Source organism: Pseudomonas sp. NFACC02, assembly GCF_900110765.1.
Classification (GTDB): domain Bacteria; phylum Pseudomonadota; class Gammaproteobacteria; order Pseudomonadales; family Pseudomonadaceae; genus Aquipseudomonas.
Map to the genome: position 1 here is coordinate 1 of NZ_FOEO01000012.1, position 26570 is coordinate 26570.

Sequence of the window (26570 nt, forward strand, 5' to 3'; positions counted from 1 at the left end):
GAGCGAGCGATGGGACCGGCCCGGAGATGGTAGCGATGCGGGGCCAGAGTCTCGGAGAAAGTCGCCAGGGACCGCAGGCTCAAGGCTTGGGTTAAATGGCCGCTGACCAACGTCACCAACAATTGCCAGGAAGTGCAGCGTTTGACGTAGCGATCAGCTTGATGTGCTTCGACGGATCGCTCGAATGAAGAGCGTGGGATGGCACTGAGCAACTGAGTTAAAAAAGTGCTGGAAAACATGAGTCAAAATCGAGTCTGAAAAATCCGATTATGACTGAAGGCGGCCAACAGCAAGGGGGAGCAAGCTCCCCCTTCGGTTTTTACCGGACACTAGTGACGCTCCGCGTGGGAATGCCGCGATGGACGCTCTGCGTCCGCGATGTGACGCAGAGCGTCACGGGATGCATTCCCACGCAGAGCGTGGCAACGATCAAATAACTGGGCGGTTCACCGCCCCAGATACACCTCGATCACCCGCTCATCCGCCTGCACGTCCTCAAGCGATCCCTCGGCCAGCACGCTGCCCTGATGCAGCACCGTGACGTGGTCGGCGATGGTGCCGACGAAGCCCATGTCATGCTCGACCACCATCAGCGAGTGCTTGCCCGCGAGGCTCTTGAACAGCTCGGCGGTGAATTCGGTTTCGGCGTCGGTCATGCCCGCGACGGGTTCATCGAGCAGCAGCAGTTGCGGGTCTTGAACCAGCAACATGCCGATCTCCAGAAACTGCTTCTGGCCGTGGGACAGCAAACCGGCCGGACGCGACATCGACGAGGTCAGGCGGATGGTTTCCAGCACCTCATCGATACGGTCGCGCTGCTCGCCGTTGAGCGTCGCCCGCAGGCTCGCCCAGACCGACTTGTCAGTCTTCTGCGCCAGCTCCAGATTCTCGAACACGCTCAAGGCTTCGAACACCGTGGGTTTCTGAAACTTGCGGCCAATGCCGGCCTGAGCGATCTGGACCTCGCTCATTTTCGTCAGGTCCAGGGTTTCACCGAACCAGGCTTTGCCGTGGCTGGGGCGGGTCTTGCCGGTGATCACGTCCATCAGCGTGGTCTTGCCCGCGCCGTTGGGGCCGATGATGCAGCGCAGTTCGCCGACGCCGATGTACAGGTTCAGATCGTTGAGTGCTTTGAAGCCATCGAAGCTGACGCTGATGTCTTCCAGGGTCAGGATGGTGCCGTGCAGCGTGTTCAGGCCCTCGCCAGCCACTTGCCCCAGGCCGATGGCGTCACGGCTGGTGCCGGCATCGCTGTTAGGGTCCAGCATCGGGTCGAAGGCGGGAGTCGGCGTGCTTTTCATTGTTCGCCCCTTTTCTTGATCAGGCCAATCACGCCTTTGGGCAGGTACAGCGTCACCACGATGAACAGCGCGCCGAGGAAGAACAGCCAGTATTCGGGGAAGGCCACGGTGAACCAGCTCTTCATGCCATTGACCAGACCAGCACCGAGCAACGGGCCGATCAACGTTCCGCGACCGCCCAGCGCAACCCAGACAGCGGCTTCGATGGAGTTGGTCGGCGACATTTCGCTTGGGTTGATGATCCCGACCTGTGGCACGTACAGTGCGCCTGCCAGGCCACACAGTACGGCGCTCAGCACCCAGACGAACAGCTTGAAACCACGGGGATCGTAGCCGCAGAACATCAGACGGTTTTCGGCATCCCGCACGGCGGTCAACACCCGGCCGAATTTACTGCGCGCCAGTTTCCAGCCGACATACAGGCTGCCCACCAGCAACAGCACGGTGAGCAAAAACAGGACGGCGCGGGTGCCTTGCGAGGTGATGCTGAACCCCAGGATGCTGCGGAAGTTGGTGAAACCGTTGTTGCCACCAAAACCGGTTTCGTTGCGGAAAAACAACAGCATTCCGGCGAAGGTGAGCGCTTGGGTCATGATCGAGAAGTACACGCCTTTGATCCGCGAGCGGAAGGCGAAGAAACCGAACACCAATGCCAACAGCCCCGGCGCCAGCACCACCAGGCACATGGCCCAGAGGAAATGTTCGGTGCCCACCCAGTACCAAGGTAGCTCGGTCCACGACAGGAACGTCATGAAGGCCGGCAGGCTGTCGCCCGACGCCTCACGCATCAGGTACATGCCCATGGCATAGCCGCCCAGCGCGAAGAACAGGCCGTGGCCCAGCGACAGCAGGCCCGCGTATCCCCAGACCAGATCCAGCGCGAGCGCGACGATGGCGTAACACAGAATCTTGCCGACCAGCGTCAGGGTGTAGGCTGAAACCTGCAGGTTGTTGCCCTCGGGCAGCAAGGACATCAGCGGCAGGGCGATCAACACGGCGAGGATGACCACGCCGACGGAGATCGTGACTTTGGTGCCAGCGCGTTGCGCGGCGGTAACCATCAGTGGCTGATTCATCAGTCGATCACCCGTCCTTTGAGCGCGAACAGACCTTGCGGACGTTTCTGGATAAACAGAATGATCAGCGCCAGGATCAGGATCTTGCCCAGTACTGCGCCGATTTGCGGTTCGAGAATCTTGTTGGCGATGCCCAGGCCGAAGGCGGCCATTACGCTGCCTGCCAGTTGGCCGACGCCGCCGAGCACCACCACCAGGAAGGAGTCGATGATGTAGCTCTGGCCCAGGTCGGGTCCGACGTTACCGATCTGACTCAACGCCACGCCGCCGAGCCCGGCGATGCCCGAACCCAGCCCGAAGGCCATCATGTCGATACGACCAGTCGGCACGCCACAGCACGCCGCCATGTTGCGGTTCTGGGTCACGGCCCGCACGTTCAGGCCCAGACGAGTCTTGTTCAGCAGCAGCCAGGTGAGCACCACGACGAACAGCGCGAAGCCAATGATGATGATCCGGTTATATGGCAGGACCAGATTGGGCAGCACTTGAATGCCGCCCGACAGCCATTCCGGGTTGGCGACTTCGACGTTCTGCGCGCCGAACACCACGCGAATCAGCTGGATCAGCATCAGGCTGATGCCCCACGTGGCCAGCAGGGTTTCCAGAGGACGGCCATAGAGGTGGCGAATCACGGTGCGTTCCAGCGCCATGCCGATACAGGCCGTGACGAAGAATGCGACGGGCAATGCCACCAGTGGATAAACCTCGATCGCGCCCGGTGCGTAACGCTGAAACATGATCTGCACAACGTAGGTGGCGTAGGCGCCGAGCATCAGCATCTCGCCATGGGCCATGTTGATCACGCCCAGCAGACCGAAGGTGATCGCCAGTCCGAGTGCCGCGAGCAACAGGATCGAACCGAGCGAAATGCCGCTGAAGACCTGACCGATCACTTCCCCGATCATGAGTTTGCGTTTGACCTGAGCCAGACTGGTTTCAGCGGCCAGACGCACGCTCGGGTCGGTTTCGACATTAGGTTCGAGCAGGTTTTCCAGGCGGGTACGGGCCAGCGGGTCGCCGGTTTCGCCCAGCAGGCGAACGGCGGCCAGACGCACCGTCGGGCTGGTGTCAACCAGTTGCAGGTTGGCCAGTGCCAGGCTCAACGCCGCGTGCACGGCATCGTCTTTTTCGCTGGCGACCTGTTGCATAAGCCATTGCAATTGCGCAGGACGCGCGCTTTTTTGCAGCGTCAATGCTGCGGCCAGACGCAACCTGGCGTCGGCGGCGAGCAACTGATGACTCGCCAGCGCGGTCTCCACCAGCCCGCGAAGGCGGTTGTTCAGGCTGATCGCTTGAGGCTCGTCAGGGGTGGGGGCATCGGCCAGCGCAGGAGCGTTCGGGTCGACGGCAGTGAAGGTGTCGCCATTCTGGATGAAGGCACGGTTGCTGCTGTCGGCGGCCACGCGGCCTTCCTGCAAGGCAATCAGTAAATCTACGCGCGCCGGGTCGGGCCTGGCAGCCCAGGCTTCCAGCAGTTCAGCGCGTTCGGAGGATTCGGCCGCGACAAAGTCGCTGGCATCGCTGGCGTGCGCGGCCAAGGGCAGCAACAGGCTCAGGGCGAGAATGAGACGGTAGAAAGATCTGGGCATATCGGTGTCCTGGAAGCACCCGCATGACGTAACGTCATGCGCAGATGCTGATCGTTCCCACGCTCTGCGTGGGAATGCATCCCTGACGCTCTGCGTCATCCGTTAAACGACGCAGAGCGTCCAAGCATGGTGCCCACGGGGACCTTGGGCACCATCAGGGACGGGTGTCAGTTACTCTTCACCGCATAGTCAGGCTTTTTGTCGTTACCCGGAATGTACGGGCTCCAGGGTTGCGCGCGGATCGGCTCTTTGGTCTTCCACACGACGTTGAACTGACCGTCGGCCCTGATCTCGCCGATCATGACCGGCTTGTGCAGGTGGTGGTTGGTCTTGTCCATTTCCAGGGTGAAGCCCGACGGCGCAGCGAACGTCTGGCCGGCCATGGCTTCGCGGACTTTATCCACGTCGGTCGACTTGGCTTTCTCGACCGCTTGAGCCCACATGTGGATGCCCACGTAGGTGGCTTCCATCGGGTCGTTGGTCACCGCCTTGTCCGCATTCGGCAGGTTGTGAGCCTTGGCGTAGGCTTTCCAGTCAGCGACGAATTTGGTGTTGACCGGGTTCTTCACCGACTCGAAGTAGTTCCAGGCGGCCAGGTTGCCCACCAGCGGTTTGGTGTCGACGCCGCGCAATTCTTCTTCGCCGACCGAGAACGCCACGACGGGAACGTCGGTGGCCTTCAGGCCCTGGTTACCCAGTTCCTTGTAGAACGGAACGTTGGAGTCGCCGTTGACGGTAGAGATCACAGCGGTCTTGCCACCTGCCGAGAACTTCTTGATGTTGGCCACGATGGTCTGGTAATCGCTGTGACCGAACGGGGTGTAGACCTCTTCGATGTCGCTGTCCTTCACGCCTTTGGAGTGCAGGAAGGAGCGCAGAATCTTGTTGGTGGTGCGCGGGTAGACGTAGTCGGTGCCCAGCAGGAAGAAGCGTTTGGCGGCGCCGCCGTCTTCGCTCATCAGGTACTCAACCGCAGGAATGGCCTGCTGGTTAGGCGCGGCGCCGGTGTAGAACACGTTCGGCGACATCTCTTCACCTTCGTACTGCACCGGGTAGAACAGCAGGCCGTTCAGCTCCTCGAACACCGGCAGCACTGACTTGCGCGACACCGAGGTCCAGCAGCCGAAGACGACGGCAACCTTGTCCTGCGTGATCAACTGACGCGCCTTTTCCGCGAACAGCGGCCAGTTGGATGCCGGGTCAACCACCACGGCCTCCAGCTTCTTGCCGTTGACACCGCCTTTGGCGTTGATTTCGTCGATGGTCATCAGCGCCATGTCTTTGAGCGACGTCTCAGAGATGGCCATGGTGCCAGACAAAGAATGCAGAATGCCGACCTTGATGGTTTCAGCGGCCTGGACCGTCCAGGTCATTCCCATCGCGGCGATCGATGCGGACAAGGTGAACGCTTTAAGCAAACTACGACGCTTCATTGGCTAGCTCCATTTTTCGATTTTTTTAGTCATGACTGCTATTGGCGGTGCAGAGGGTGAGGCTGCTTAGGCTTTAGCAAACGCTGGGCCAAGGCGTGAAACGTCGCAAAATGGAATGAAAACGTCGCGCGCTCAGGGGAAGGTGCGCCAATGTGGGGCTGAGTTGACGGAGTGGTGCGCAGGGTGCGCCGATGTGGTGCGGGGAAGTTGTCGGATCCGACAGGTTTTTACAGTGAGTCCGCGCAGAATGGCGGCGGCTCATGTGAGAAACGAAGGGCGGGGCCTGAAACCGGAAATGAGGAGGAATTCATCACTAAACCACCCAAGAGGTTCCAGGCCCCGCAGGACGCAATCTAAGCTGTTGCCGCAGATTTGGCAAAGCGCGAACGTGCTATCCGATCGAGCAACCATACTGCCAGCATGGAAATCCCGACGAGCGGAAAGGCAATGCCCAGCACGATCATCACCGCCGTCGCGATTTTCCAGCGCGGCAGGTCATGGCGCAGGGGCGGAACGCCGAAACGGTTTTGTGGACGGCGCTTCCACCAGATGACGATTCCGCTGACCGAACTGAGCAAGACCATCAGGCAGACCAACAGGATCAGCAACTGATTCACCCAGCCAAACATCCTGCCTTCATGCAGCATCACGCCCAGCTCGGTGGCTTTGGACACCGCGCTGTAGTCGGTGTACCGCACGTCCGCCAGCACCTTGCCGGTGTATTGATCGACATGCAGGGTGGCGTCGTTGCGCGGGTCATCCGCAAACACCGAAACCGTGAACACGCCATCGGCGGTTTTCGGCGGGGTGATGCTGTATCCGGGCTCGACCTTGCGCTCATTGGCAATGTCGACGACCCGCTGCAGCGTAATCGTCGGAGAGGCCGGCGCGCTGGACATGCCGGTGTGGTGCATGTGCTCGGCATGGTCGCCACCGGACACCGGCATCGGTGTATTTTCCACCGCCCACGGCACCGTCTGCACACGGGCATTGTTCAGGTCGCCCGCTTGTTTTTCGGATGTGGGCACGTCGTTCCACATTGCAGCCGGGAAGGTGTTCCAGACATCGGCGTACACCTTGCCCCACAGGCCGGTCCAGGTCATGCCGCTCAGCAGCATGAACAACAGGGCGACTGAACCCCAGAATCCGGTCACGGCATGCAAGTCGCGCCACAGTACCCGACCACGTGCGCTGATGCGGGGCCAGAGCACGCCGGCCGACGAACGCCCCCGAGGCCACCACAGGTAAACGCCTGACACAACGAGGACAATCCCCCAGCCCGCCGCCATTTCAATCAGGCGATCACCCACTGTGCCGATCAGCAGCTCGCCATGTATCGCCCGGGCCATCGCCTGCAAATTGTTCATGGCGTCCTGTGTGCCCAGCACCTTGCCGTTGTACGGGTCGATGAACAGGTTCACCTCCCGGCCGTCCTGCTTGATGACGAACTGCGCACTGCTCTCAGCATGGGCGGGAGGCAGGTACTTGCTGATCAGTGCCTGCGGATAGGCCTCGAGCACGCGCTGTTGCTGTTCGTCAGCGGACAACCTGTGATGCGCAGGTTTGACCGTCAGCAGGTCGTGGTACATCAGCGAATCGAGCTGAGGTTTGAACAGGTAAACCATGCCGGTCAGTGACAGCATGATCATGAAAGGCGCAACGAACAGGCCGGCATAGAAATGCCATCGCCACGCCAGGTTGTAGAACGAAACGTTGGGTTTGGACATGGTGCAACGCTCCCGTCAGGGATGAACACGGCGCAGCTCGCGGGCCGCTCGAACGCGGCCCGCGGGTACGAAATCTTTTTTGGGATCAGGCGACTGACGAGAAGGGAGGAGCACGACTGCGGGCGTTGGGGAACACACTGCGTTGAGCGTGACCCTGTTGCGGGGCTGCGTTGTAGAAGTCAGCAGGTCTTGGTGGAACAGGGGCCACGACCGCGAGGGTCCGGGTCAGTGCCGGGCAACTGAACAGCAAGGTGCAATAGCCGCACTTGGCCCAGATCACATGGTCGACGCCCGCCACGTCACCGGTGTCCGCGTGATGCCCGCTATGGTCATCCGCTGCCATGTTCATTGGCGCCGACATGTCCATGTTGGCCGGCATCGAGGCGACCATCGACATGCCCGCGTGATGCTCCATCGGCATCGACTGCGAGATCAGCGGTCCGATGAAGATCATCAGCATGGCGAACAGGCTCAGCCATGCACCCGATGTCTTACCGGGTGCAGGCGTGGAGCGGTCGCGTATCGCGGACAGGCGGCTCAATGGAAATCAGCTATGGCGGTCAGGGCTGTCAGTGGGCGTGAACCGGAGGCGCATCGTCGGGTGCCTGTTTCTGCACCTGGACGTCAACCGTCACGTCGCCGGTTTTCTCGAAATGAAGGGTCAGCGGGAAGGACTGGCCGTCTCTCAGCTTCGAGCGGTCTTTAAGATCCAGCAGCATGACGTGGTAAGCCATGGGCGCGAATTTCACCTCGCCACCGGCCGGAATGTCCACTGTCTGCACCTGCTGCATCTTCATCAGACCATCTTTGTTCACATGCTCGTGCAATTGAGCGGCGCCAGCGACAGGGCTGTCGACACCGGTGAGACGATCGGCGTCCGGGCCCGCATTGCTGATCACGAAGTACGCCGCCACGGTGGGCGCATTCGGCGGCAGCTCCATCGACCACGGATGGGCGATTGCGAGATGGCCCTTTGTATACTCATGAGCGTCAACGTAGCAGGCAGGCAACAGCAACGCCGCGAGTAACAGGACGCTTTTTCGTGTGACGGTTTTCAACATGGCAACGAGCCTCCAATCATTCAGAAACGCGACGTGCTGCGTGAACGAACGATCAGACGCGAGGGGAGGCGCGAGGATTGAGGCTCGGCCATTGCTGGCGCGGTGGCGCGTGAAAAACCAGGATCGCCGACGGGAAACGCATCGGCTCGAAGATCGCGAACACCCCGAACATCTGATCGCTCGGAAGGGCCACCAGCGACAACGACCCGGAACAGCACGGGCAGTGCTGCATCGACGAATGCTGACCGCCGTCAGGCGCGCGCTGACTGACTTTGCCGACCAGCCCCAGTGGCGTGGCGACGAGCTGGGTACCGTTGCCGGTGCAGAAACTGCCCCACACCACCTGCTCGCCTTGCGTGCGCGGCATGGTCGGCGTCATCGGCATCGCCAGCATGCCGAACAGCAGCGCAAAACACGCCACCCAGGCAAAGGCCCGGCGCCGTTTGAGGCTGATGAGTCGATCTTGTTGTTCTTTCATGTCGGCCATTTAGCCTGAATGGCCGTGAGATGTAAAAAGCACAGCCGCGACGTTATGTCGCGGGTGCCTCACTGAGCGGGGATTGCCTGCACCTGAATGTCGACTTTCAGCCAGGAACGCATGGCTGCAAAGATAGCCGCCAGATTGTCCATGCTCGGATTGCCATGGGCGGACAGCATGCGGTGAAGGCTTTTGCTTGGCTTTTCAGTCTCCTTTGCCAGCGCTTCAAACCCAAGGGTCGCATTCACCAGATCACGAAGGATGATCCGGGCGACCTCGGGATCGCCGTTCAGGAAAAGGGTGGCGGCCTCATCCAGCAGGCCTTGCGCAAACGCGGGATCCTGCTGAACCCGCTCGTTGATCGTGAGTTTGTAGCTGCGGGTCAGAGCCATCAGGCGCCTCGTCCATTCGTTTGTTTTTTGGCTGCTTTGTAATCGGCTATCAACGTTCTGGCGCGCTTGATGTCTGCGGTTTGCCCTGACTTCGTTCCTCCGCCAAACAGGATGATCAGCCGCTGGCCTTCCTGGAGCAGGTAGATCCGGTAACCGGGCCCCCAGTTGATTCGATACTCGCCCAAACCATCGAGCCACTTGATGTTAGACGTATTACCCGACTCCAGCCTGGCCAGCGCGGTATGCACTTTTATCGCTGCCGGCGCAGGCAATTTGCTGAACCAGTCATGAAAGGGGCTTTTCTGATCGTTGGATATATATTCTTGAACAATGATCATTGGGGATGATAGTAACGCTTAAGTTACTAGTTTGGCCATCAGCTTGTTGGGTCGCCAATTTTCTCGCCGATCAAGTTGTTCAGTGCGGTACATAGATATGCTTCAGTGAAAATAATCCAATGCAGCCAGCAACTCCTCAATCCGCCCAAACTCCCTGTCCACCGCCGCCAACACCGGCCGCTTCAACACCAACACTGGCAACCCTCGTTCCCTGGCCACTTCAAGCTTGGGCTCGGTGGCGCGGCTGCCGCTGTTTTTGCTGACCAGCACGTCGATGTTGCGGCGCTCGAACAGCTCGCGTTCATCTTCAAGATGAAAGGGCCCGCGCGCGCCGATCACTTCACAGCGTTGGTTGCCGGGATACACGTCCAGCGCGCGGAGCGTCCAGAACTGGTGCTCGGGGATTTCATGGAGATGCTGCAAGGGCTCGCGGCCGAGGGTGAACAGTGGACGCTTGAAAGGGGCGAGGGCGGCGATCAGGTCTGGCCAGTTGCTGACTTCACGCCAGTCATCGCCCTGACCTGGCCGCCATGACGGGCGACGCAGGGCCCAGCAGGGCACATGGGCGAGTCGTGCTGCGACGGCAGCGTTGTGGCTGATCTGCGCGGCATACGGGTGAGTCGCGTCGAGAATCAGGGAGATGCCTTCTTCACGCACGAACTGCGCGAGGCCCTCAGCGCCACCGTAACCGCCAACACGCACCCGGCATTGCAGGTCGCTGGGCACGCGGCCGACGCCTGCGAGGCTGTAGACATGCTGCGGCCCCAAGGTTCGGGCAATCGCCAGTGCCTCAGTCACGCCCCCCAGCAGCAGGACGCGAGGTCTTTGGTGCTGTTTCAATGGAAATCCCCCGCATGGCCAACGATCCCGCCTTGACGGTCGATCGCGAACACTTCCACCTGGACCTGCGCGGGCACCACGCTTCGAGCGAAGTCCAGCGCGTGCTGGCAGACCGCATCGCCCAGCGCCACGCCGACGGCCGAGGCCATCGCCAGCGCTTGCTGACTGGTATTGGCGGACCGGATGTTCTGTTGCAGCTCGGCATCGGCGCCAATCGCCGCTGCCCATTGCGCTAGCTGATCCAGGTTGATGCTGGAGTGGCGGCTGTGCAGGTCCATATGACCGGCAGCCAGTTTGCTGATCTTGCCGAAACCACCGCACAGGCTGAGTTTATCCACAGGCACTTTGCGCAAGTGCTTGAGCACGGCGCCCACGAAGTCGCCCATCTCGATCAGCGCGATGTCGGGCAAGTGGTAAACGCGGCGCATGGTGTCTTCACTGGCATTGCCAGTGCAGGCCGCGATGTGCTGATAGCCGTTGGTTCTGGCGACGTCGATGCCTTGATGAATCGACGCGATGTAGGCCGCGCAGGAAAACGGTCGGACAATGCCGCTGGTGCCAAGGATCGACAAACCACCCAGGATACCCAGGCGCGGGTTCATGGTTTTGAGCGCCAGTTCGCCCCCGTTTTCCACACAGACGGTTATTTCGAAACCACCGCTGTAGCCAAACTCATCGGCCAGGCCGGTCAAATGTTCGGTCATCATCTTGCGCGGAACCGGGTTGATGGCGGGTTCGCCAACGCCAAGGACCAGGCCCGGTCGGGTCACCGTACCAACACCGGGACCTGCGACAAAACGGATGCCGGGCGCAGCGATCAGACGCACCTGTGAATACAGCAGCGCACCATGGGTCACGTCGGGATCGTCACCGGCATCCTTGATCGTGCCGGCTTCAGCGCCGGTGTCCGTCGCGCGACAGAACTCCAGGCGCATTTGTACCTGCTTGCCTTTGGGCAGCGTGATGTCGATTGCGTCGTTGACCTCGCCTGCCAACAGCAGCCGCGCGGCCGCCAGCGACGTTGCCGTGGCACAACTGCCCGTAGTCAGGCCACTGCGCAGGGGCGCAGGTTGTTCGGCGGTTTCCTCGCGCATCAGGGCTTGATCGCTTCAAGCAACGTGATGGGCAGCGCCTGACGCCAGGTGTCGAACTCGCCCAGCGGTTTGGCGTGCGCCAGATGAATACGGGTCAGGTCCCCGCCGTGTTGCTCGCGCCAGTTCACCAGCATCGCCTCGCTTTGGAGGGTGACCGCATTGGCCACGAGCCGTCCCCCCGAGCGCAACTGTTGCCAGCAACTGTCCAGCACCCCTGCGCGCGTGACACCACCGCCGATGAAGATCGCATCAGGCGGCTCCAGTCCTTCAAGCGCGTCCGGCGCGCGGCCGCGTATCAGTTGCAGACCCGGCACGCCGAGCGCGTCCCGGTTGAATTCGATCAGTTGTTGGCGATCTTCATTGGACTCGATCGCCACGGCCCGGCATGTCGGGTGTGCGCGCATCCATTCGATACCGATGGAACCGCACCCCGCGCCGACGTCCCACAGCAACTCGCCGGGAACCGGAGCAAGGCGTGTCAGCGTGATCGCACGCACATCGCGCTTGGTCAGTTGGCCGTCATGGCGAAACGCATCGTCCGGCAGGCCGCCCAACGGTGACAGGCGCAGGGTGTTCGGCTCTGCACGGCACTCGATAGCGACCAGGTTCAAGGCGGCGATTTCCGGGTTCGACCATTCGTTGGCCACGCCGTCGATTCGCCGCTCCAAGGCGCCACCCAAGTGTTCGAGAACGGTCATATGGCTGAGGCCGAATCCGCGTTCCCGCAAAAGCGCCGCGATGGCGGCCGGGCTGCTGCCATCGTTGCTCAGCACCAACAGCCGCAGCCCGTTGTGCAGTTGCGCGTTCAGTGCGGCCAGCGGGCGGGCCACCACCGACAAAGTCACGACGTCCTGCAACGCCCAGCCCAGACGCGCGGCAGCCAGCGAATAGGAGGAGGGCGCGGGAATCACTCGCATCTGATCGATGGGCACATGACGGGACAGGCTCACGCCAACGCCAAACAGCATCGGGTCGCCGCTGGCGATAACGCAGACTGGCTCTCCGTGCTGCTCCAGAACCGGTTGCAACGAGAACGGGCTCGACCACTGACGCCGCTCGGCCTGAATGCACGGCGGCAGCAGATCGAGCTGACGCGAACTGCCAAACACCAGGCGTGCGCGCAGAAGCGCATGCCGGGCATTTTTGCCCAACCCCTTATAGCCGTCTTCACCGATTCCCACGACCGTCAGCCACGGTGACATGTATTGCCCTCAAACCTGATGCTTGCAACAGGCCGACTGGATCGGCCTGTGGATAAGCTCGGCATGATACAGCGGCGCCAGGCTTGCGTCGTCAGACAGCCTATCGACCCCACTGCCCACATCATTCGCCGCTCCTCAAACGACCCCGACGTATTCTTGTAATCCGAACGCCGAATAAACGCCTTTGCCTTTATCCGCAGATGATCAGCCAGCAGCTGCGCAAGGCTTTCGTTGGTCTGCGGAAAAAACTGAATGCCTTCCTCGATGGCAAGATCCGGCAGGTTGTCCATGTCGGTGCACAGGCGTAGCTGTGGATTTTTGCTGTGGAGGAGACTGAGCTTGCGGAATCTGGGCATGGTCTACCACTCCAAAGGTGTCAGGAGTTTTTAGAAACAGTCACTGCGGGGTAGGGCAGCTTGCAGCGGCGACCTTGAGCATCTTGGCGTGGTCCATATAATGTTCAGGATCGTATGGCTCGGCAGTTATTTTGAAACTGGATCGGTTTCTATGAAGCCACTGAGAAACGGTCAACGCCCAAAGTCGGCCATCGTGACGGGCAAACAAATCGAAGTCATGAACCGTAAGATTGCTGGATTCATCCAAAGCGGAGTACCGGTAACGCAGCTTTGTGTACCAACCCTCAATTTTAGTTATCTCCTTGATCGCCTCAGTCGCTTGCATTTCGTCGGCGTGGCTTAGCGCATACATGGTGCCGATAGTCAGTTTTTCGTTTTCTTTAAGCTCCGCTAACGGTGCCGGCAGAGGCTCGCGGCTGATCAGTCTTGATGTGTTGCAATAAAATACCCATTTTCCGGATGCAACATAGTCGTCGGCATATATCACTATTCCATTGCCTTGATCTGTCTTGTATGTGCTTGTCATCTGATTGAATCCGTAGTAGGTCACTGTCGTTAGTGACAGGAAGAAGAGAGTGGTGCTCAACCAAGGAGTTTTAGTTGGGCTGAAATTCAAACTGGCCTCCTGGAACCCCTAACGGTGTGTTGCCAGAAGTTACTGGGTTGATAGCCCCTATTGTCTGGTAGGTAAAAAATAGAGACTTGTCGTTATCTTTGCGCTCTTCTTTTAATATATTCCACCTACGACACCATTCTTCCGACGGTGCTGCATCACCACTCATGTCACATAAGTTCCCCATCCGTCTTTCTTCAAACGACCCCCACGTATTCTTGTAATCCGAACGCCGAATAAACGCCTTTACCTTGATCCGCAGATGATCAGCCAACAGTTGCGCCAGGCTTTCGTTGGTCTGCGGAAAAAACTGAATGCCTTCCTCGATGGCAAGATCGGGCAGGTTGCCCATGCCCCCTGCCGATGCACAGGCGGCTGTGGAGGAGAGTGAGCTTGCGGAATCTAGGCATGGTCTACCACTCCAAAGGTGTCAGAAGTTTTTAGCAACAGTCACTGTGGTGTAGGGCAGCTTGCGGCGGCGGCCTTGAGCATCTTGGCGTGGTCCATATAATGTTCAGGATCGTATGGTTGGGCGGTTATCTCGAAGCTGGACTTATTGCCAACGATTGACTGCCAGACTTTTAATGCCCATGCTTGACCATTGTGCCTAGCCAATAAATCAAAAGTATGCACATTTAGATCGCTGTATTGATCTAGGCTGGAGTAGTGATAACGTAAGCTTTTGTGCCAGCTCTCTATGTTTGTTATTGCTTTAATGGCTTCAATCGCTTCCGCCTGTTCAGTTTTGCTCAGTGAGTACATATTGCCTATTGTCAATTTTCCTGCGTTCTCAATTTCGGCAATCGGAGGCTGCAGAGGCTGACGGCTGATCAGTCTAGAGTTGGTGCAGTCAAATACCCATTTGCCAGTATTTACAAAGTCGTCTGCATAGACGATCACGCCATTTCCAAAATCCTGATTATATACGCTAGTCATTGTTTTGATTCCGCTGTAGCCGACTATCAGTAGTGGGCAGGAAAAAAAGATTGCAAGCCAGAAGTATTTATTTTGGCGAAAATACATAGTGCCCTCCGGGGGCACCGACAGGCGTGTTGCCTGAAAGTACTGGGTTAATCGCCCCTATCTGTTGATAAGTAAACTTATGTTCGTCATTGTACTTCCGTCGTTCATTGTCGAGTTTTTTCCATTTCCAGCACCATTCTTCCCCAGGCGCATTGTTTCCGCTGATACCACATAACTTCCCCAACTGCCGCTCCTCAAATGACCCCCACGTATTTTTGTAATCCGAACGCCGAATAAACGCCTTTACCTTGATCCGCAGATGGTCAGCCAACAGTTGCGCCAGGCTTTCGTTGGTCTGCGGAAAAAACTGAATGCCTTCCTCGATGGCAAGATCGGGCAGGTTGCCCATTCCAGTGCGGCAGGCGTAGCTGTGGACTTCTGCCGTGGAGGAGAACGAGTTTGCGGAAATCTGGCGGTAGTTCAGTACGTCAAGGGACATTTCCTGGTCTTCAGGCAGTTGATAGCCGAAGGCAATGCGCTGAGGTACGCCATGGCTGAATACCGAGAGGTGTTCGACCGGGGATTGTTTGCGGTCCTTGCCCTGGTTCAGGTAGTCGATCAATCCCTGGGCGCTGGTGACGCCGATCAGTGTGGTGCCATAAGCCTCGGCGGAATGACGTGCTGCGTTGAGCATGGCGTCGTTATAGGCCGGGGTGAACACCACCAGCGTGCGGGTTAGGTCGGGTTGGCTATGCCTGAACTCGGCGAGTGCCCGCACCGCCTGACCGATGAACATCATCTTGTTGCCCGAAGCGCTGTCGTGCTGGCTGCCGGCAACGGCGATCAGTTCGGGTGTGAGCGGTGCCTCGGGGGTTGGTTCAGTGGTTGCCTCAGCGGTCGGGTCGCCGGGTTGTACCAATGCTCCCGAAAGCAGGGCGCGCTGTGGCAGTTGTGGATCGTCCAGCAATTCGGCCATCAGTTGATCATCGACCGAACCGTCCGGGCGAACAGCGCCGAGTTTGGCGAAATCAACCACGGCCCGAGTGCAGGTGCCTGCGAACTTGAAGCCTCCAAGGGTGTCGGGACTGCCCGATGTAAGGGTGCCGCCATGACTGGTCAGACTGCCGAGGTGAGCCAGTGGCCGATGGTCAACGACGATGTAGGGGAAGCCGGTGGTGATGACGGCACCACAGCCGCATACATCGCCAACCCTTGCGGCGCCTATGAAGTTGATCTGCGTGGTGGATGAAGCCGATTGGATGGGCGATGCACCGTGACCGGGAATCGGGCACAGGTGCATGTCGCCAAGTCGAGCGGTGGGGATCATGCCATTCCTTGGTTAGCGGGTAGGGAAGCGAACGCTAGCGGAACGGCCGGATGGGGTATGTAGGAGGCGTCCCGGAATGTGGGAGGATCTTTCCCTTGACGCTGTACGGTGCCAAAAAGGGAGGGCGCTCGCCGAGCGCTCATCAGGTGAACAGCGTTGGAGGCGACGTTTGATGTTCACATTTTTTGCGAGCGAGCGCTCTGGACCAGAGGGGGATTCAACGCAGACGGGACCATCCGACAGACCGGGTTTTCATGGCCGCCGTCAAAGCAGGCATAATACGGCGCCTGCAGACGCCCATCTCTGCTCCATCCAGTCCGATCACGTCAGGTGAACCTTTGACCGAGCCGCTGTCCGCTCGCCCGCCCGCTACGGCTTTGCGCCCCTCGGCCTGTCCGGGGTTGCTGCGTATCGTCCCGGCGCTGGACGGCGGAATCTGCCGGATCAAGCTGCCCGGTGGCGTGATCTCGGCGTCGCAGGCGCTTGCTGTGGCCGACGCGGCAGAGCGTTTTGCGGGCGGTGTGATCGAGGCGACCAACCGTGGCAACCTGCAGATTCGCGGAATTGGAGCCGACCACGACGGACTGATTCGCACGCTGCTGAACGCTGGATTGGGGCCGAGGAATCCCGCCAGCGACGACGTTCGTAACCTGATGCTCAGCCCGGCGGCGGGCGTCGATCCGCAGCAGCTGTTCGACGCGCGACCCCTCGCCGAGCAGATTCTGCTCACGCTGGAAAACCATCCGCGCTTTCATGAGCTTTCCCCCAAATTCGCGCTATCGCTGGATGCCGGTGAAGGGCTTGCGATGCTCGAACACCCCCATGACCTTTGGCTATCAGCGCTGAACTTGGGGGGTGAAACCCTGCTCGGGTTCGGTTTGTCGGGGTGTCCGGCGAAGGACTTTCCTGTGGCCGCCGTGCCATTGAGCGCAGGCGTGGAGCTTGTGGTCGCGGTGCTTGAACTGTTTCTGGAGCACGCTCGTCCTGAGCAGACCCGCATGCGTCATCTGCTTGAGGACCTGCCGGTGCCTGTTTTTCTGGGGCAGGTCTCTGAACGGTTGACGACGCCATTAAGGACAGATCGAGCCATCACCTCATGGCGCCGAACGCCGGCTCGGGTGAATGCCCATATCGGTTTCTCCCCCCAAAAGCAGTCCGGTCTGATGTGTGTGGGCGGCGTCGTGCCCTTAGGGCGCCTGACGCCGTCCACGTTGCGCGACGCGGCGACCTTGGCTGTCGAGCTCGGGGACGGAACGCTGACCATGACCCCATGGCAGAGCCTGATGCTGCGCAACGTCCGCAATGAACGAGCCGCGCTTGCCCTCGACGGATTACGCGCGGCGGGGTTGCTGTGCGAGGCCGACAAGGCGCTGTCGCAAATGATTGCCTGTACCGGCGCTGCCGCCTGCGGCAAAGGGCTGGCCGACACCAAGGCAGACGCGTTGCTGCTGGCAGCGTACCTGCAAGAGCGGGGCGTCAGTCCGGGCGTTCATGTGTCGGGCTGCGACCGATCCTGCGCAGCGGCCCATACCGCGCCGATCACCTTGCTGGCGGTTTCCGCCGGCCATTACGACCTGTATTTTCGTCACGCGGATCAGCCGGGGTTCGGCGCGTTGCGTGGGCGTGACCTCACTATTGAAGCAGTCGGCGCATTGTTGACCGCCGACTCACGGAGCAACACCGATGATTGATTACATCCGCGACGGCCAGGAGATTTACCGTCACTCCTTCGCGATCATTCGTGCCGAGGCCAACCTCGACAGGATCCCGGCCGACCTGGAAAAGCTGGCGGTGCGTGTGATTCACGCATGCGGCATGGTCGATGCGGTCGACGGGCTGCGCTTCTCTCCCGGCGCGGGCACAGCGGGACGTCAGGCGCTGGCCGCGGGCGCGCCGATTCTGTGCGACGCACACATGGTGGCCGAAGGCGTGACCCGTGCGCGTTTGCCGGCGAACAATCAGGTGATCTGCACGCTCAAACATGACGGCGTTCCAACGCTTGCCCGCGAACTGGGTAATACCCGCTCCGCCGCCGCGCTCGAACTGTGGCGCCCGCATCTCGAAGGCGCCGTTGTCGTGATCGGCAACGCGCCCACCGCGCTGTTCTACCTGCTGGAAATGATCGACGCCGGTGCGCCGAAACCCGCGCTGATACTCGGTTTCCCCGTGGGCTTCGTCGGGGCCGCCGAATCCAAGGACATGCTTGCCGCTGACAGCCGTGGCGTGCCTTACGTGATCATGCAGGGGCGTCGCGGTGGCAGCGCCATGGCCGCAGCGGCGGTGAATGCGCTCGCCACGGAGATCGAATGATGCCGGTTCGCGGTCGGTTGATTGGTCTGGGCGTGGGCCCGGGCGATCCTGAGCTCATCACTGTCAAAGCGCTTCGCTTGCTGCGCGAATCACCGGTAGTGGCCTACTTCGTCGCCAAGGGCAAGAAAGGCAATGCGTTCGGTATCATCGAAGCGCACCTGCAAGCCGCTCAGACGCTGATGCCGCTGGTCTACCCGGTGACCACCGAGGCCCTGCCCGCACCGATGTCCTACGAGCAGATCATCAGCGACTTCTACGACACCGCCAGTCTCGATGTCGCGGCGCATCTGGACGCGGGCCGTGACGTGGCCGTGATTTGCGAGGGCGACCCCTTTTTCTATGGCTCCTACATGTACCTGCACGATCGCCTCGCTGAGCGCTACGAGGCCGAAGTCGTGCCGGGTGTCTGCTCCATGCTGGGAGGCGCCTCGGTGCTGGGCGCGCCGCTGGTGTACCGCAATCAAAGCCTGTCGGTGTTGTCGGGTGTGCTCTCGGCCGACGAGCTCAAGCGCAAGCTGGTGGATGCCGATGCGGCGGTGATCATGAAGCTGGGCCGTAACCTGCCGAAAGTCCGGCAAGTGTTGATCGAGACGGGCCTTGCCGAACGGGCGCTCTACGTGGAGCGCGCGACCATGAGTAACCAGAAAATCGTGCCACTGGCCGAGGTCGATCCAATGTCGTCGCCGTACTTCTCGCTGATCATCGTTCCGGGCGAAAGGTGGCAAGGCTGATGGGAAGATCGAACACCAGGACGCCAGCCATCGTCATTCTGGGCAAGGGCGCCCTGAACACGGCACGGCGTATTCAAGAGCTGTATGCCGACGCCCTCGTTTATGGTCTGGCTGAGCGTGTGGAAGGGGCTGATCGTACGTACTCCGAGTTCGGCGCGACCGTGCGCCAGCTGTATCAGCAGGACACGCCGATCATCGCGCTGTGCGCGGCGGGTATCGTGATTCGGACACTGGCGCCGCTGTTGCTCGAAAAAGGCGCCGAGCCGCCTGTGCTGGCGGTCGCCGAGGATGGCAGTGCGGTCGTGCCGCTGCTGGGCGGACTGGGCGGTGTCAACGTGATGGCCCGGGAAATTGCTGCGGGCTTGAACACGGCTGCGGCGATCACCACCAGCGGTGAACTGCGCTTCGGCACTTGCCTGCTCAATCCCCCGTCCGGTTATGCGCTCGGCGATCTGGAACTGGGCAAGCGTTTCGTTTCCGATCTGTTGTCTGGCGAAGCCGTGCGCATCGAGGGCGCCGCGCCGTGGCTGGCTCAGGCGCAATTGCCGGAAGACGATCACGCGCAACTGGCGATCCATGTCGGATACGCCGAGCGCGAACCCTGCGCCAACGAATTGCTGATCTACCCGCGCAATGTGCTGGTGGCGGTCGAGGCTACTGTGCCTGATCTGGCTGAAGCGGTGCGTGGCGCACTTCATGAATCGCGCATTGCCGTTCAGGCGCTCGCGTGCCTGCTGGCCAGCGAAAACGACATGACGAACGCTGCGTTGCACGCCGCTGCCGATACGTTGGGTGTGCCATTGCGCTTCACGGCTCATGCATCGGCGGCTGACATGGCGCGACAAGTGCTGCCGCAACTGCTACCACCTCTTAGCCCCCTGCAAGGCATCGCTATCGCGGCGGCGGCTGACCCGCTGGACGTCGACCGTATCGGTCGTGGCCGCGGACGGGTGGCGGTCATCGGGCTTGGACCGGGGGCTGCCGACTTCATGATTCCTGCGGTAAAAGCTGAACTGGCGCGGGCTAACGACGTTCTGGGTTACGAGACCTACGTGCGCATGGCGGGCCCATTCCGTTCCGATCAGGTCCTGCACTGCACGGATAACCGAGAGGAAATGCAGCGCGCGCGTCACGCCTTCGAGCTGGCTGCGCAAGGGCGTTCGGTGGTGGTGGTATCGTCGGGTGACCCCGGCGTGTTCGCCATGGCCTCGGCGGTGCTGGAGGCGCTGCACGAGTCCGACAATGTTCAATGGCATGCAGTAGAGCTGGAAATCCTGCCCGGTGTTTCAGCCTCGCTGGCGACAGCGGCTCAGGCGGGCGCACCGCTGGGGCACGACTTCTGCGTCATGTCCCTGTCTGACAACCTCAAGCCTTGGGACGTCATCGAAAAGCGGCTGGACCTGGCGTGCCAGGCCGACCTGGCGTTGGCGTTCTACAACCCGATTTCACGATCCCGTCCCTGGCAACTCGGGCGGGCATTGGAAATAGTGCGTCAGCATCGCAGTCCACAAACGCCGGTCACATTGGGCCGCGATATCGGCCGACCGGGTCAGACCCTTCGCATCATCACCTTGGGTGAACTGACGCCCGACCAGGTGGACATGCGCACAATGGTGCTCGTCGGTTCGTCGACGACGTGTGTGTTTCCGCGCGCCAACGGTGATCAGTGGGTTTACACGCCCAGGTGGTATGGCGAGAAACCGGGCAAGTGATGTGAGTGAATTCCCGCCCAGAGGTGTGGGACTTGTCTGAGCGTCGACAAGGCATCGTCAGTACGCCTTCGATGAATAGCGCCCGTTTGCTCGCCGAATCAGACGCGGACGGGCGACGCCCTGCGTCGGTTCTTTCCCAGTCGCTTCATTGATTCCCAGCAAGGTCCGTTGTCCATGGGGGAGAGGCGTCGCTGGCGAAGATGCCTTGCTCAATCGCCTTGTAGGATCTGTCTCCTCCGCAGCTGGACTTCCCGTTCCAGACCGCCTGTTTTCAGTCGCTAAAAGTTGATTAATCTCGGTCTTGTCCAGTGAAGGACATGACTTACTTTAAGGGATTAAACAAATGAGCTTTGAAACAGGTATGAACAGCGACGCCACACGGGCTTTTATCGCCAACAGTGACATGGCCGACGGTACGCTGTCGCTGATGGATCATATTTCGGCATTGAACCAGCCGATGCCGCTGGCTAACCCCGAGCCGGCGGTGGGCGCCGTGGTTGGCAGTAGCTTGCTCGCCTTTACCGACGGAGTGTCGCGCCAGAACAGAGAGGACGTCATGGACTCGTTCCTGTTCGCGACGCTGGTGGCCAACAAAAAATACAATCCTGAGACCCAGACCGCAGAGTGGTACGGCCTGTTTAACAAGGTCCTCTCGAAAGTGGGCTGGCTCTCGCGCAGCTGGAATTATGCGCGTTATCGCTCCAACCACCAGCGTTTCACCATGGATCAGGCTGCGATTGAAATTCTGGGCTCCGCTATTGCAGCGGCGACGCTGCCGGGCCCTGCCTCGGCTGCGATGTTGAAGGTGGCGGCGGATACGGTCAACGCGCTCAAGGCGCAGGAAAAACCGCGACGCCTGTTTGACCGTCAGACCAAATCCCACAACGGCGCGAACTTTCTTGTCGGTGCATGCACCGAATCGGCAGGCGGTACGGTCAGCCTGGCGATGGGCGCGGTTAATTTCCTGACCTCGTCCAACGTTACTGATGTGTTGTTCTGGGAGTGGAGCAGCACCGAGGTCAAGACCTTCCGTGCTGAAAGCAATTTGAGCTTGAACACTCGGATGTATGCGCGGAATCGACAGTTCATTCAGGATCGGCTCGACGATAGCGCCAGGTCGGCCATTGAAGAGTTTGATATCTAAGAATCACGAAGGGGCGCCAGTCGCCCCTTCTTTCATCCCGGGAGGTTCTTGTGAATCAAGGAACGATTGAAGGGCACATCAATGCTGGCTGTGTCGTGTTCATGTCGGCGGCCTGCAGCGATCAGCAAAAAAAAGACGTGATGGACTGCACGCTTTACACGCAATTGGCTGCGTCCAAACGGCATTCGCGTTTTGACGCCGCGCTGGATTGGCGGCATACCTGGCTGGCGGCGTTGAACAGGTTCGGCTGGGCGGTCAGAAGTCATGACAGTCGAAGTTTGCCGGCTGCTGAAGTGGGACGAGGGACGGTGTGGGACTGGGTCGACAAGCAATTGCCGGCCTTCATCCCCAAATCGCTTTTTGCTGAGGGGGCTGCCCTCGCCACATGCTCTGTGAAGGAGCACCCCGATCAGCCCGCTGTAGCGATGTTGAACCGTCAGGTCATTGAGACTTCTTTTGAAGATCCCGCATCGGGTGTGTCGGAACGAAAAATTGCCCTGCAACTGGCAGTGTTTGAGCCGACGACCGGGCTTGGCTTGATGGTGCTCTCGTTCACGACGCGTCAGCCCTCGTCTGCGGAGCTTCTGGTTGAGGTGTTCAACCCGGAGGAGGTGCGGGGCAATATCGAGATGGCGTTTTACTCCGCGCGCGTGATGGAAATCGTCTACGCGCAGTTTCGGGAGAAGATAAATCAAGCCCTCAATGATCGTCGTGCGGGTCTGATTTACACGCTTCAGGAGGTCCGCGATGTCCAGCCGCAATGACACCCTGTTAATGGGGAATAACCTGGTGTCGTTCGAGGCTTCGGTTTCCCGCAGCCTGCGTGACGACATTCTGGACTGCCTGTTGTACGCGGAGCACTCGGCGAACAAGAAACATGACCGCAGCCTCCACTGGAAGCTGTGGATCGAACAGTATCAACGGGTGCTCTATCAGAACGGCGGCCGACTGACCGGGGCGATCAACGCTGATCAGTTGATCATCCAGCATATCCGTGAACTCAGATATGTTCCGTACGCGATCGCAGGGAGCGCCACCTCCCGGGAATTGCAAGCTGTGCTGGAGCGATCCATCAGCAAGCTGCTTGACAGCAGTCATGCCCGAACATTCTTCAATTCATGGTTCTCATCTGGTCGTTCGGAAAGTTTTCAGGTCATCCCGTGCTGCGCCAACGAAGGCGGTGGCGTAAGCATTCTGGTGTGCGGTTTGCAAATGACCTCACGAGCTTTCAAGCCCGGACCTGTTGCCTGGGAAGCGGGCGGTGATCTGACCATTCGTTCCAATGGAGGCTCATTCTTGCTCTCTGAAGAAAGCTACCAGCCCTACAGGGAACGCATCAGGGCGCACTTGGCCCGGCAGGCCCGCCAGGCGATTCTTGAGCTATAAAGGCGTGACGGCGGGACGGTTCAAGGCACCAGATAACCCTTGATGCCGGTGAAGATGATCTGCGCAGCCAGCGCGCAAACAAAGAGCCCCATCAGCCGACTGACGATCTGTAAACCCTGATCGCCCAGCACACGCTCGATGCTGTTGGACAGGTAAAGCACCACACCGACGGTGAAGCTGGCCAGGGCAATGCTGACAATGGCGGTCAGTTTGTCGTCCCAATGTGGCTGGCTGACGCCCATCACCAGGAGGGCGCCGATGGTGCCGGGGCCTACGGTGATCGGGATGGTCAGTGGAACGATGGTCACGTCTTGCTGCACGTTGTCGGTCTGAACGCCGGACTTACCCTGTGCCATGCCCAGCGCGGAGATGAACAGCACGCTTCCGGCGCCGATCCGGAAAGCGTCGGCAGTGATGCCGAAGACGGTGAAGATCACGCGCCCGAACAGGTACAGCAGCACGCTCGATACCAAGGTTGCGAAAGCAACCTTCCACGCCAGGTAACGACGTTCTTTGCGCGAATAGCCTCGGCTCAGGCTGATGAAGCAGGACAGGACGAAGAACGGGCTATAAAGCACCAACATCTTCAGGTAAACGCTGAACAACACATGCAGCATGGTTTGAGCTCGTGGCGGCAGACTTGGACCGGGCAAGTCTATCAGGCGCCACGCAAGGTCGAGGTTCAGTTTTGCTGATAGCGCCCCGGGTCGCCGGCTTCTTCAACCGCCGCGTTACGAGCCCGTTGCTCGACCCAGTACTCCACCAGCTCACGCAGTTGAGACAACTCCACGGGTTTGGACATGTGACCGTCCATGCCTGACTGGCGGGCGCGGTCCTTGTGTTCGGCCAGAATGTGGGCGGTCAGCGCAACCACAGGGGTGCGTGACCGTTGATTGCCCATCTCCCAGGCGCGCAATTGCTGAGTGGCCGAGAAGCCGTCGAGAATCGGCATTTCGCAATCCATCAGCACGAGATCGTAACGCTGGGCTTTCATGGCTCGCAGCGCTTCCTCGCCATTGCTGGCGGTGTCGGGCTGGAGATTGAGTTTGCCCAGCATGCCGCGGATGACCTTGGTGGAGATGCTGTTGTCTTCTGCGACGAGGATGCGGAAGTCGCTGGGTACGTCGACCTCGAGGTTGACGACAGGCGAGGGCGGAAACGGCGCCTGGCCTTTATTGCGCTGATTCAGTTCGTCGGCCAGTGTGGTCTTGAGGGTGTAGCCGGCCACCGGCTTGGCGAGGATGCGTTTGACGCCGGCATTGCGCGCGATGATCTTGCTCGGTGCGTTGCTGATGCCGGTGAGCATGATCAGCAGAATATCGTGATTGAGGCTTGGGTCTTCCTTGATCTTGGCTGCGAGCTGCATGCCGGTCATGCCGGGCATGTTCTGGTCGAGCAACACGATGTCGAAATAGTCACGCAGGTGTGCTTTGGTGCGCAGCAGCGCCAGGGCTTCTTTGCCTGACGGCACCGCGCTGACGTTCAAGCCCCAGGCGCTGCATTGCTGGACAAGCACCTTGCGGCAGGTGTCGTTGTCGTCCACCACGAGCACGCGTGCGCCTTTAAGCGGGCTGTCGAGGTCGGCGGGTGGTTGTTCCAGTCGTTCAGCGTCCAGCGGCAGGCTCAACCACAAGGTGCTGCCTTGGTTGCTGCCACTCTGAATGCCGAACTCGCCGTTCATCAACAGAATCAGCTGGCGCGCGATCACCAGCCCCAAGTGGCCGCCGACCTTGCTGGCGGCCAGAAAGTTCTTGCTGTGCAGTTCAGCATGAAGCAAGGCATCACGCTCTTTGGGCGTGAGCGGCGTACCACTGTCCTGAACGGCGATGCGCAGACGCGGTTTGCCTCCACGGGAGTCGAGGGCGACCACCAGCAGGATCTCGCCCTCGTCGGTCTTTTTTAACGCGTTTTCCAGCAGGCTGAGCAGTGTCTGTCGCAATCGGGTCGGGTCACCGCTGATTACACGCGGGACTTGCGGCTGGATGAAGCTGATCAACTCGACACTTTGCTGTTCGGCCTTCGCGCGGAAGATGCTGAGGCAGTCTTCGATCATCGCGTTGAGGTCGAACTGGACGTCATCCAGTTCGATCTGCCCGGACTCAAGCTTGGTGATGTCGAGGATCTCGTTGATCAGTGTCAGCAGCTCGTTGCCGGCGCTATGAATCGTCTGCACGTAGTCGCGTTGTTTGACCGATAACGGGGTGCCCAGCAGCAACTCGGTCATGCCGAGCACACCGTTCATGGGGGTACGGATCTCGTGGCTGATCTTCGCCAGAAATTCAGCTTTGGCGTTGATCTCGGCGGTGCTCGCCGCCAGCTCCCGGCTGATACTGAAGTTGTCTTCGGTGATGCTGCGATGGCGCTCGCTCAGTGCGATGCTCATCAGCAGACCACACAGGCAGAACATGCCCATCACCGCAATGATCAGGGTTTGCGCCGCAATGGTCGTCAGCCAGAGCATGGCCGGGAGAATCACCAGATTGCCGAGGTTGAAGACGATCATCGCGATGACGAAGGGGCGCGCGGGCGCATACCCTTTCTGCAGGTGATAGATCGACACCAGCGTGATCGTGAGCGTGGTGAGGGCGACCAGCAGGAAGGTCAGGATGTTCAGCGGCAATGTGTCGACGAACAGCACCAGCAAGCCGCCGAAGCCGACGATCAACAACACACTCATCAGCAGCCGGTTCAACGCCTCGACGCCGCGCTGGACGAAGAAACAGTAGGCGTACATCAGGCCGGTGGCGGCGGCAAGCAACAGGGCAAGGTGAGCGCTGGGGGTTTGTGCCAGATGCCAGTGCGGCAACCAGGGCGCCTGCAGGTTGAGCAGCAACAGTGCGCTCAGCCCCAGAAAACCTTCGCAGGCCGCTAGCCACAGACTGCTGGCCGAGCGCGATTGAGCGAAGCGCGTGATGTTCTGCACGATCAGCATGATCAGCGAGCCGAAGAACAGCCCGAGTAATAGCGGCCGGCGTTCATCGGCAGCGCTTGCCACCGCAGATTGCAGAGAAATATTGGGCCGCAACTCCTGTTCTGACTTCAGGCGCAGGTAGATATCCAGCGGTTTGTCGCTCTGTGGGACCGGCAACAGAAAGTCGATGGAGGGCAATGGATGAGCGGCACGAGGGACTTTGTTACCCGAGCGTGAGTGATCGATCAAGGTCTCGCCATCGAGCACGTACATGTCAACGGTCGCGAGATCCGGAGCGAAGATACGGACCAGTTGTTCGTGGTTGGTGGGGGGCAGGAGGTAGTGCAGCCACAGCGCTGAGTCGCGGGGAGTGGCGCGGACCTGGTCAAGTTCGACCGGGCTGAATTGTGAATCGTAATGCGCAGAGCGAACATCACTGAGTTGCAGGTTGGCCTGATCGTCGACAAGGGTCGACCATCCTGCGCTGACCTCGGCGCAAGCCGAAGGGACACAGGGCAGAGCCATCATGGCGATGATCAAACAAGTGGCAATCCTGAGCCAGCGCACGGCGAAATCCCTTCGTGAA

General features: G+C 60.0%; 28 protein-coding genes. 7 read left to right on the forward strand and 21 right to left on the reverse strand.

The features are described 5' to 3' along the window. From BMY73_RS12420 to BMY73_RS12510, 19 genes are all read right to left on the reverse strand, one after another. Positions 1-239, reverse strand: a 239-nt coding sequence (locus BMY73_RS12420; protein WP_139214213.1) for a DUF4372 domain-containing protein, incomplete at its 3' end; no start/stop codon positions are given. 207 nt (positions 240-446) lie between these two features. Then, entirely contained in the window at positions 447-1301 is an 855-nt protein-coding gene (urtD, locus tag BMY73_RS12425; protein ID WP_092407380.1) for an urea ABC transporter ATP-binding protein UrtD, read from the reverse strand. After that, positions 1298-2377 (reverse strand): urea ABC transporter permease subunit UrtC, encoded by a 1080-nt coding sequence (gene urtC, locus BMY73_RS12430; RefSeq protein ID WP_092407383.1) that lies wholly within the window; start codon positions 2375-2377, stop codon positions 1298-1300. Before urtC ends, urtD begins: the two co-directional genes overlap by 4 nt. Beyond that, the gene (gene urtB / locus BMY73_RS12435) at positions 2377-3966 is read right to left on the reverse strand and encodes an urea ABC transporter permease subunit UrtB (RefSeq protein ID WP_092407385.1); all 1590 of its coding nucleotides are present in this window, start codon (positions 3964-3966) and stop codon (positions 2377-2379) included. The genes urtC and urtB overlap by 1 nt, the downstream gene beginning before the upstream one ends. Before the next feature lie 167 nt (positions 3967-4133). Then, a complete protein-coding gene (urtA, locus tag BMY73_RS12440) occupies positions 4134-5399 on the reverse strand; it encodes an urea ABC transporter substrate-binding protein (RefSeq protein WP_062378900.1) in 1266 nt (421 codons plus the stop codon). A 353-nt stretch (positions 5400-5752) separates the two neighbouring features. After that, positions 5753-7126 carry a PepSY-associated TM helix domain-containing protein gene (locus BMY73_RS12445; RefSeq protein ID WP_092407387.1) on the reverse strand — a complete coding sequence of 458 codons (1374 nt, stop codon included), beginning with the start codon at positions 7124-7126 and terminating at the stop codon, positions 5753-5755. 85 nt (positions 7127-7211) lie between these two features. After that, positions 7212-7658, reverse strand: coding sequence for a DUF2946 domain-containing protein (locus tag BMY73_RS12450; protein ID WP_092407556.1), 447 nt, complete (start codon positions 7656-7658; stop codon positions 7212-7214). A 37-nt stretch (positions 7659-7695) separates the two neighbouring features. Further along, a complete protein-coding gene (locus BMY73_RS12455) occupies positions 7696-8187 on the reverse strand; it encodes a copper chaperone PCu(A)C (RefSeq protein ID WP_092407389.1) in 492 nt (163 codons plus the stop codon). 52 nt (positions 8188-8239) lie between these two features. Next, positions 8240-8665 (reverse strand): DUF2946 domain-containing protein, encoded by a 426-nt coding sequence (locus tag BMY73_RS12460; RefSeq protein WP_092407558.1) that lies wholly within the window; start codon positions 8663-8665, stop codon positions 8240-8242. A 68-nt stretch (positions 8666-8733) separates the two neighbouring features. After that, on the reverse strand, positions 8734-9057 hold the full coding sequence (locus BMY73_RS12465) for a helix-turn-helix domain-containing transcriptional regulator (protein WP_092407391.1): 324 nt from the start codon (positions 9055-9057) through the stop codon (positions 8734-8736). Beyond that, on the reverse strand, positions 9057-9395 hold the full coding sequence (locus BMY73_RS12470; protein ID WP_092407393.1) for a type II toxin-antitoxin system RelE/ParE family toxin: 339 nt from the start codon (positions 9393-9395) through the stop codon (positions 9057-9059). Before BMY73_RS12470 ends, BMY73_RS12465 begins: the two co-directional genes overlap by 1 nt. Positions 9396-9497: 102 nt before the next feature. Beyond that, positions 9498-10235, reverse strand: a complete 738-nt coding sequence (locus tag BMY73_RS12475) for a cobalt-precorrin-6A reductase (protein WP_092407395.1) — start codon at positions 10233-10235, stop codon at positions 9498-9500. Then, positions 10232-11329 carry a cobalt-precorrin-5B (C(1))-methyltransferase gene (locus tag BMY73_RS12480; RefSeq protein ID WP_092407397.1) on the reverse strand — a complete coding sequence of 366 codons (1098 nt, stop codon included), beginning with the start codon at positions 11327-11329 and terminating at the stop codon, positions 10232-10234. The genes BMY73_RS12475 and BMY73_RS12480 overlap by 4 nt, the downstream gene beginning before the upstream one ends. Further along, a complete protein-coding gene (locus BMY73_RS12485; protein WP_062378888.1) occupies positions 11329-12531 on the reverse strand; it encodes a bifunctional cobalt-precorrin-7 (C(5))-methyltransferase/cobalt-precorrin-6B (C(15))-methyltransferase in 1203 nt (400 codons plus the stop codon). Before BMY73_RS12485 ends, BMY73_RS12480 begins: the two co-directional genes overlap by 1 nt. Further along, positions 12516-12887, reverse strand: a complete 372-nt coding sequence (locus BMY73_RS12490; RefSeq protein WP_062378886.1) for a hypothetical protein — start codon at positions 12885-12887, stop codon at positions 12516-12518. The genes BMY73_RS12485 and BMY73_RS12490 overlap by 16 nt, the downstream gene beginning before the upstream one ends. A 40-nt stretch (positions 12888-12927) precedes the next feature. Further along, positions 12928-13503 carry a hypothetical protein gene (locus tag BMY73_RS12495; RefSeq protein ID WP_139214215.1) on the reverse strand — a complete coding sequence of 192 codons (576 nt, stop codon included), beginning with the start codon at positions 13501-13503 and terminating at the stop codon, positions 12928-12930. Beyond that, the gene (locus tag BMY73_RS12500) at positions 13484-13852 is read right to left on the reverse strand and encodes a hypothetical protein (protein ID WP_092407399.1); all 369 of its coding nucleotides are present in this window, start codon (positions 13850-13852) and stop codon (positions 13484-13486) included. The genes BMY73_RS12495 and BMY73_RS12500 overlap by 20 nt, the downstream gene beginning before the upstream one ends. A 98-nt stretch (positions 13853-13950) precedes the next feature. Continuing rightward, the gene (locus tag BMY73_RS12505) at positions 13951-14523 is read right to left on the reverse strand and encodes a hypothetical protein (RefSeq protein WP_062378877.1); all 573 of its coding nucleotides are present in this window, start codon (positions 14521-14523) and stop codon (positions 13951-13953) included. After that, positions 14504-15790, reverse strand: coding sequence for a PAAR domain-containing protein (locus BMY73_RS12510; protein WP_092407401.1), 1287 nt, complete (start codon positions 15788-15790; stop codon positions 14504-14506). The genes BMY73_RS12505 and BMY73_RS12510 overlap by 20 nt, the downstream gene beginning before the upstream one ends. Positions 15791-16128: 338 nt before the next feature. On the opposite strand from BMY73_RS12510, the gene cobG reads away from it, so the two are divergent. The 7 genes from cobG to BMY73_RS12545 all read left to right on the forward strand — a co-directional run bounded on the left by cobG (position 16129) and on the right by BMY73_RS12545 (position 23073). Further along, a complete protein-coding gene (gene cobG, locus BMY73_RS12515; protein ID WP_371914972.1) occupies positions 16129-17481 on the forward strand; it encodes a precorrin-3B synthase in 1353 nt (450 codons plus the stop codon). Beyond that, on the forward strand, positions 17474-18100 hold the full coding sequence (locus tag BMY73_RS12520; protein ID WP_092407405.1) for a precorrin-8X methylmutase: 627 nt from the start codon (positions 17474-17476) through the stop codon (positions 18098-18100). Before cobG ends, BMY73_RS12520 begins: the two co-directional genes overlap by 8 nt. Next, positions 18097-18831: a precorrin-2 C(20)-methyltransferase gene (locus BMY73_RS12525; RefSeq protein WP_371914973.1), complete on the forward strand. Its 735-nt coding sequence runs from the start codon at positions 18097-18099 to the stop codon at positions 18829-18831. Before BMY73_RS12520 ends, BMY73_RS12525 begins: the two co-directional genes overlap by 4 nt. Beyond that, on the forward strand, positions 18831-20543 hold the full coding sequence (gene cobJ / locus BMY73_RS12530; RefSeq protein WP_092407407.1) for a precorrin-3B C(17)-methyltransferase: 1713 nt from the start codon (positions 18831-18833) through the stop codon (positions 20541-20543). The genes BMY73_RS12525 and cobJ overlap by 1 nt, the downstream gene beginning before the upstream one ends. A gap of 343 nt (positions 20544-20886) precedes the next feature. After that, on the forward strand, positions 20887-21687 hold the full coding sequence (locus BMY73_RS12535) for a hypothetical protein (RefSeq protein WP_092407409.1): 801 nt from the start codon (positions 20887-20889) through the stop codon (positions 21685-21687). Between the two features lie 50 nt (positions 21688-21737). Continuing rightward, entirely contained in the window at positions 21738-22451 is a 714-nt protein-coding gene (locus BMY73_RS12540) for a hypothetical protein (protein WP_092407411.1), read from the forward strand. After that, entirely contained in the window at positions 22435-23073 is a 639-nt protein-coding gene (locus tag BMY73_RS12545) for a hypothetical protein (protein WP_062378867.1), read from the forward strand. Before BMY73_RS12540 ends, BMY73_RS12545 begins: the two co-directional genes overlap by 17 nt. Positions 23074-23093: 20 nt before the next feature. Here the strand turns inward: BMY73_RS12545 and BMY73_RS12550 are convergent, their stop codons facing one another. After that, a complete protein-coding gene (locus BMY73_RS12550; protein ID WP_092407413.1) occupies positions 23094-23690 on the reverse strand; it encodes a MarC family protein in 597 nt (198 codons plus the stop codon). 65 nt (positions 23691-23755) lie between these two features. After that, complete coding sequence (locus BMY73_RS12555; RefSeq protein ID WP_062378982.1) at positions 23756-26551, reverse strand: hybrid sensor histidine kinase/response regulator; 2796 nt, start codon at positions 26549-26551, stop codon at positions 23756-23758. Positions 26552-26570: the final 19 nt, after the last annotated feature.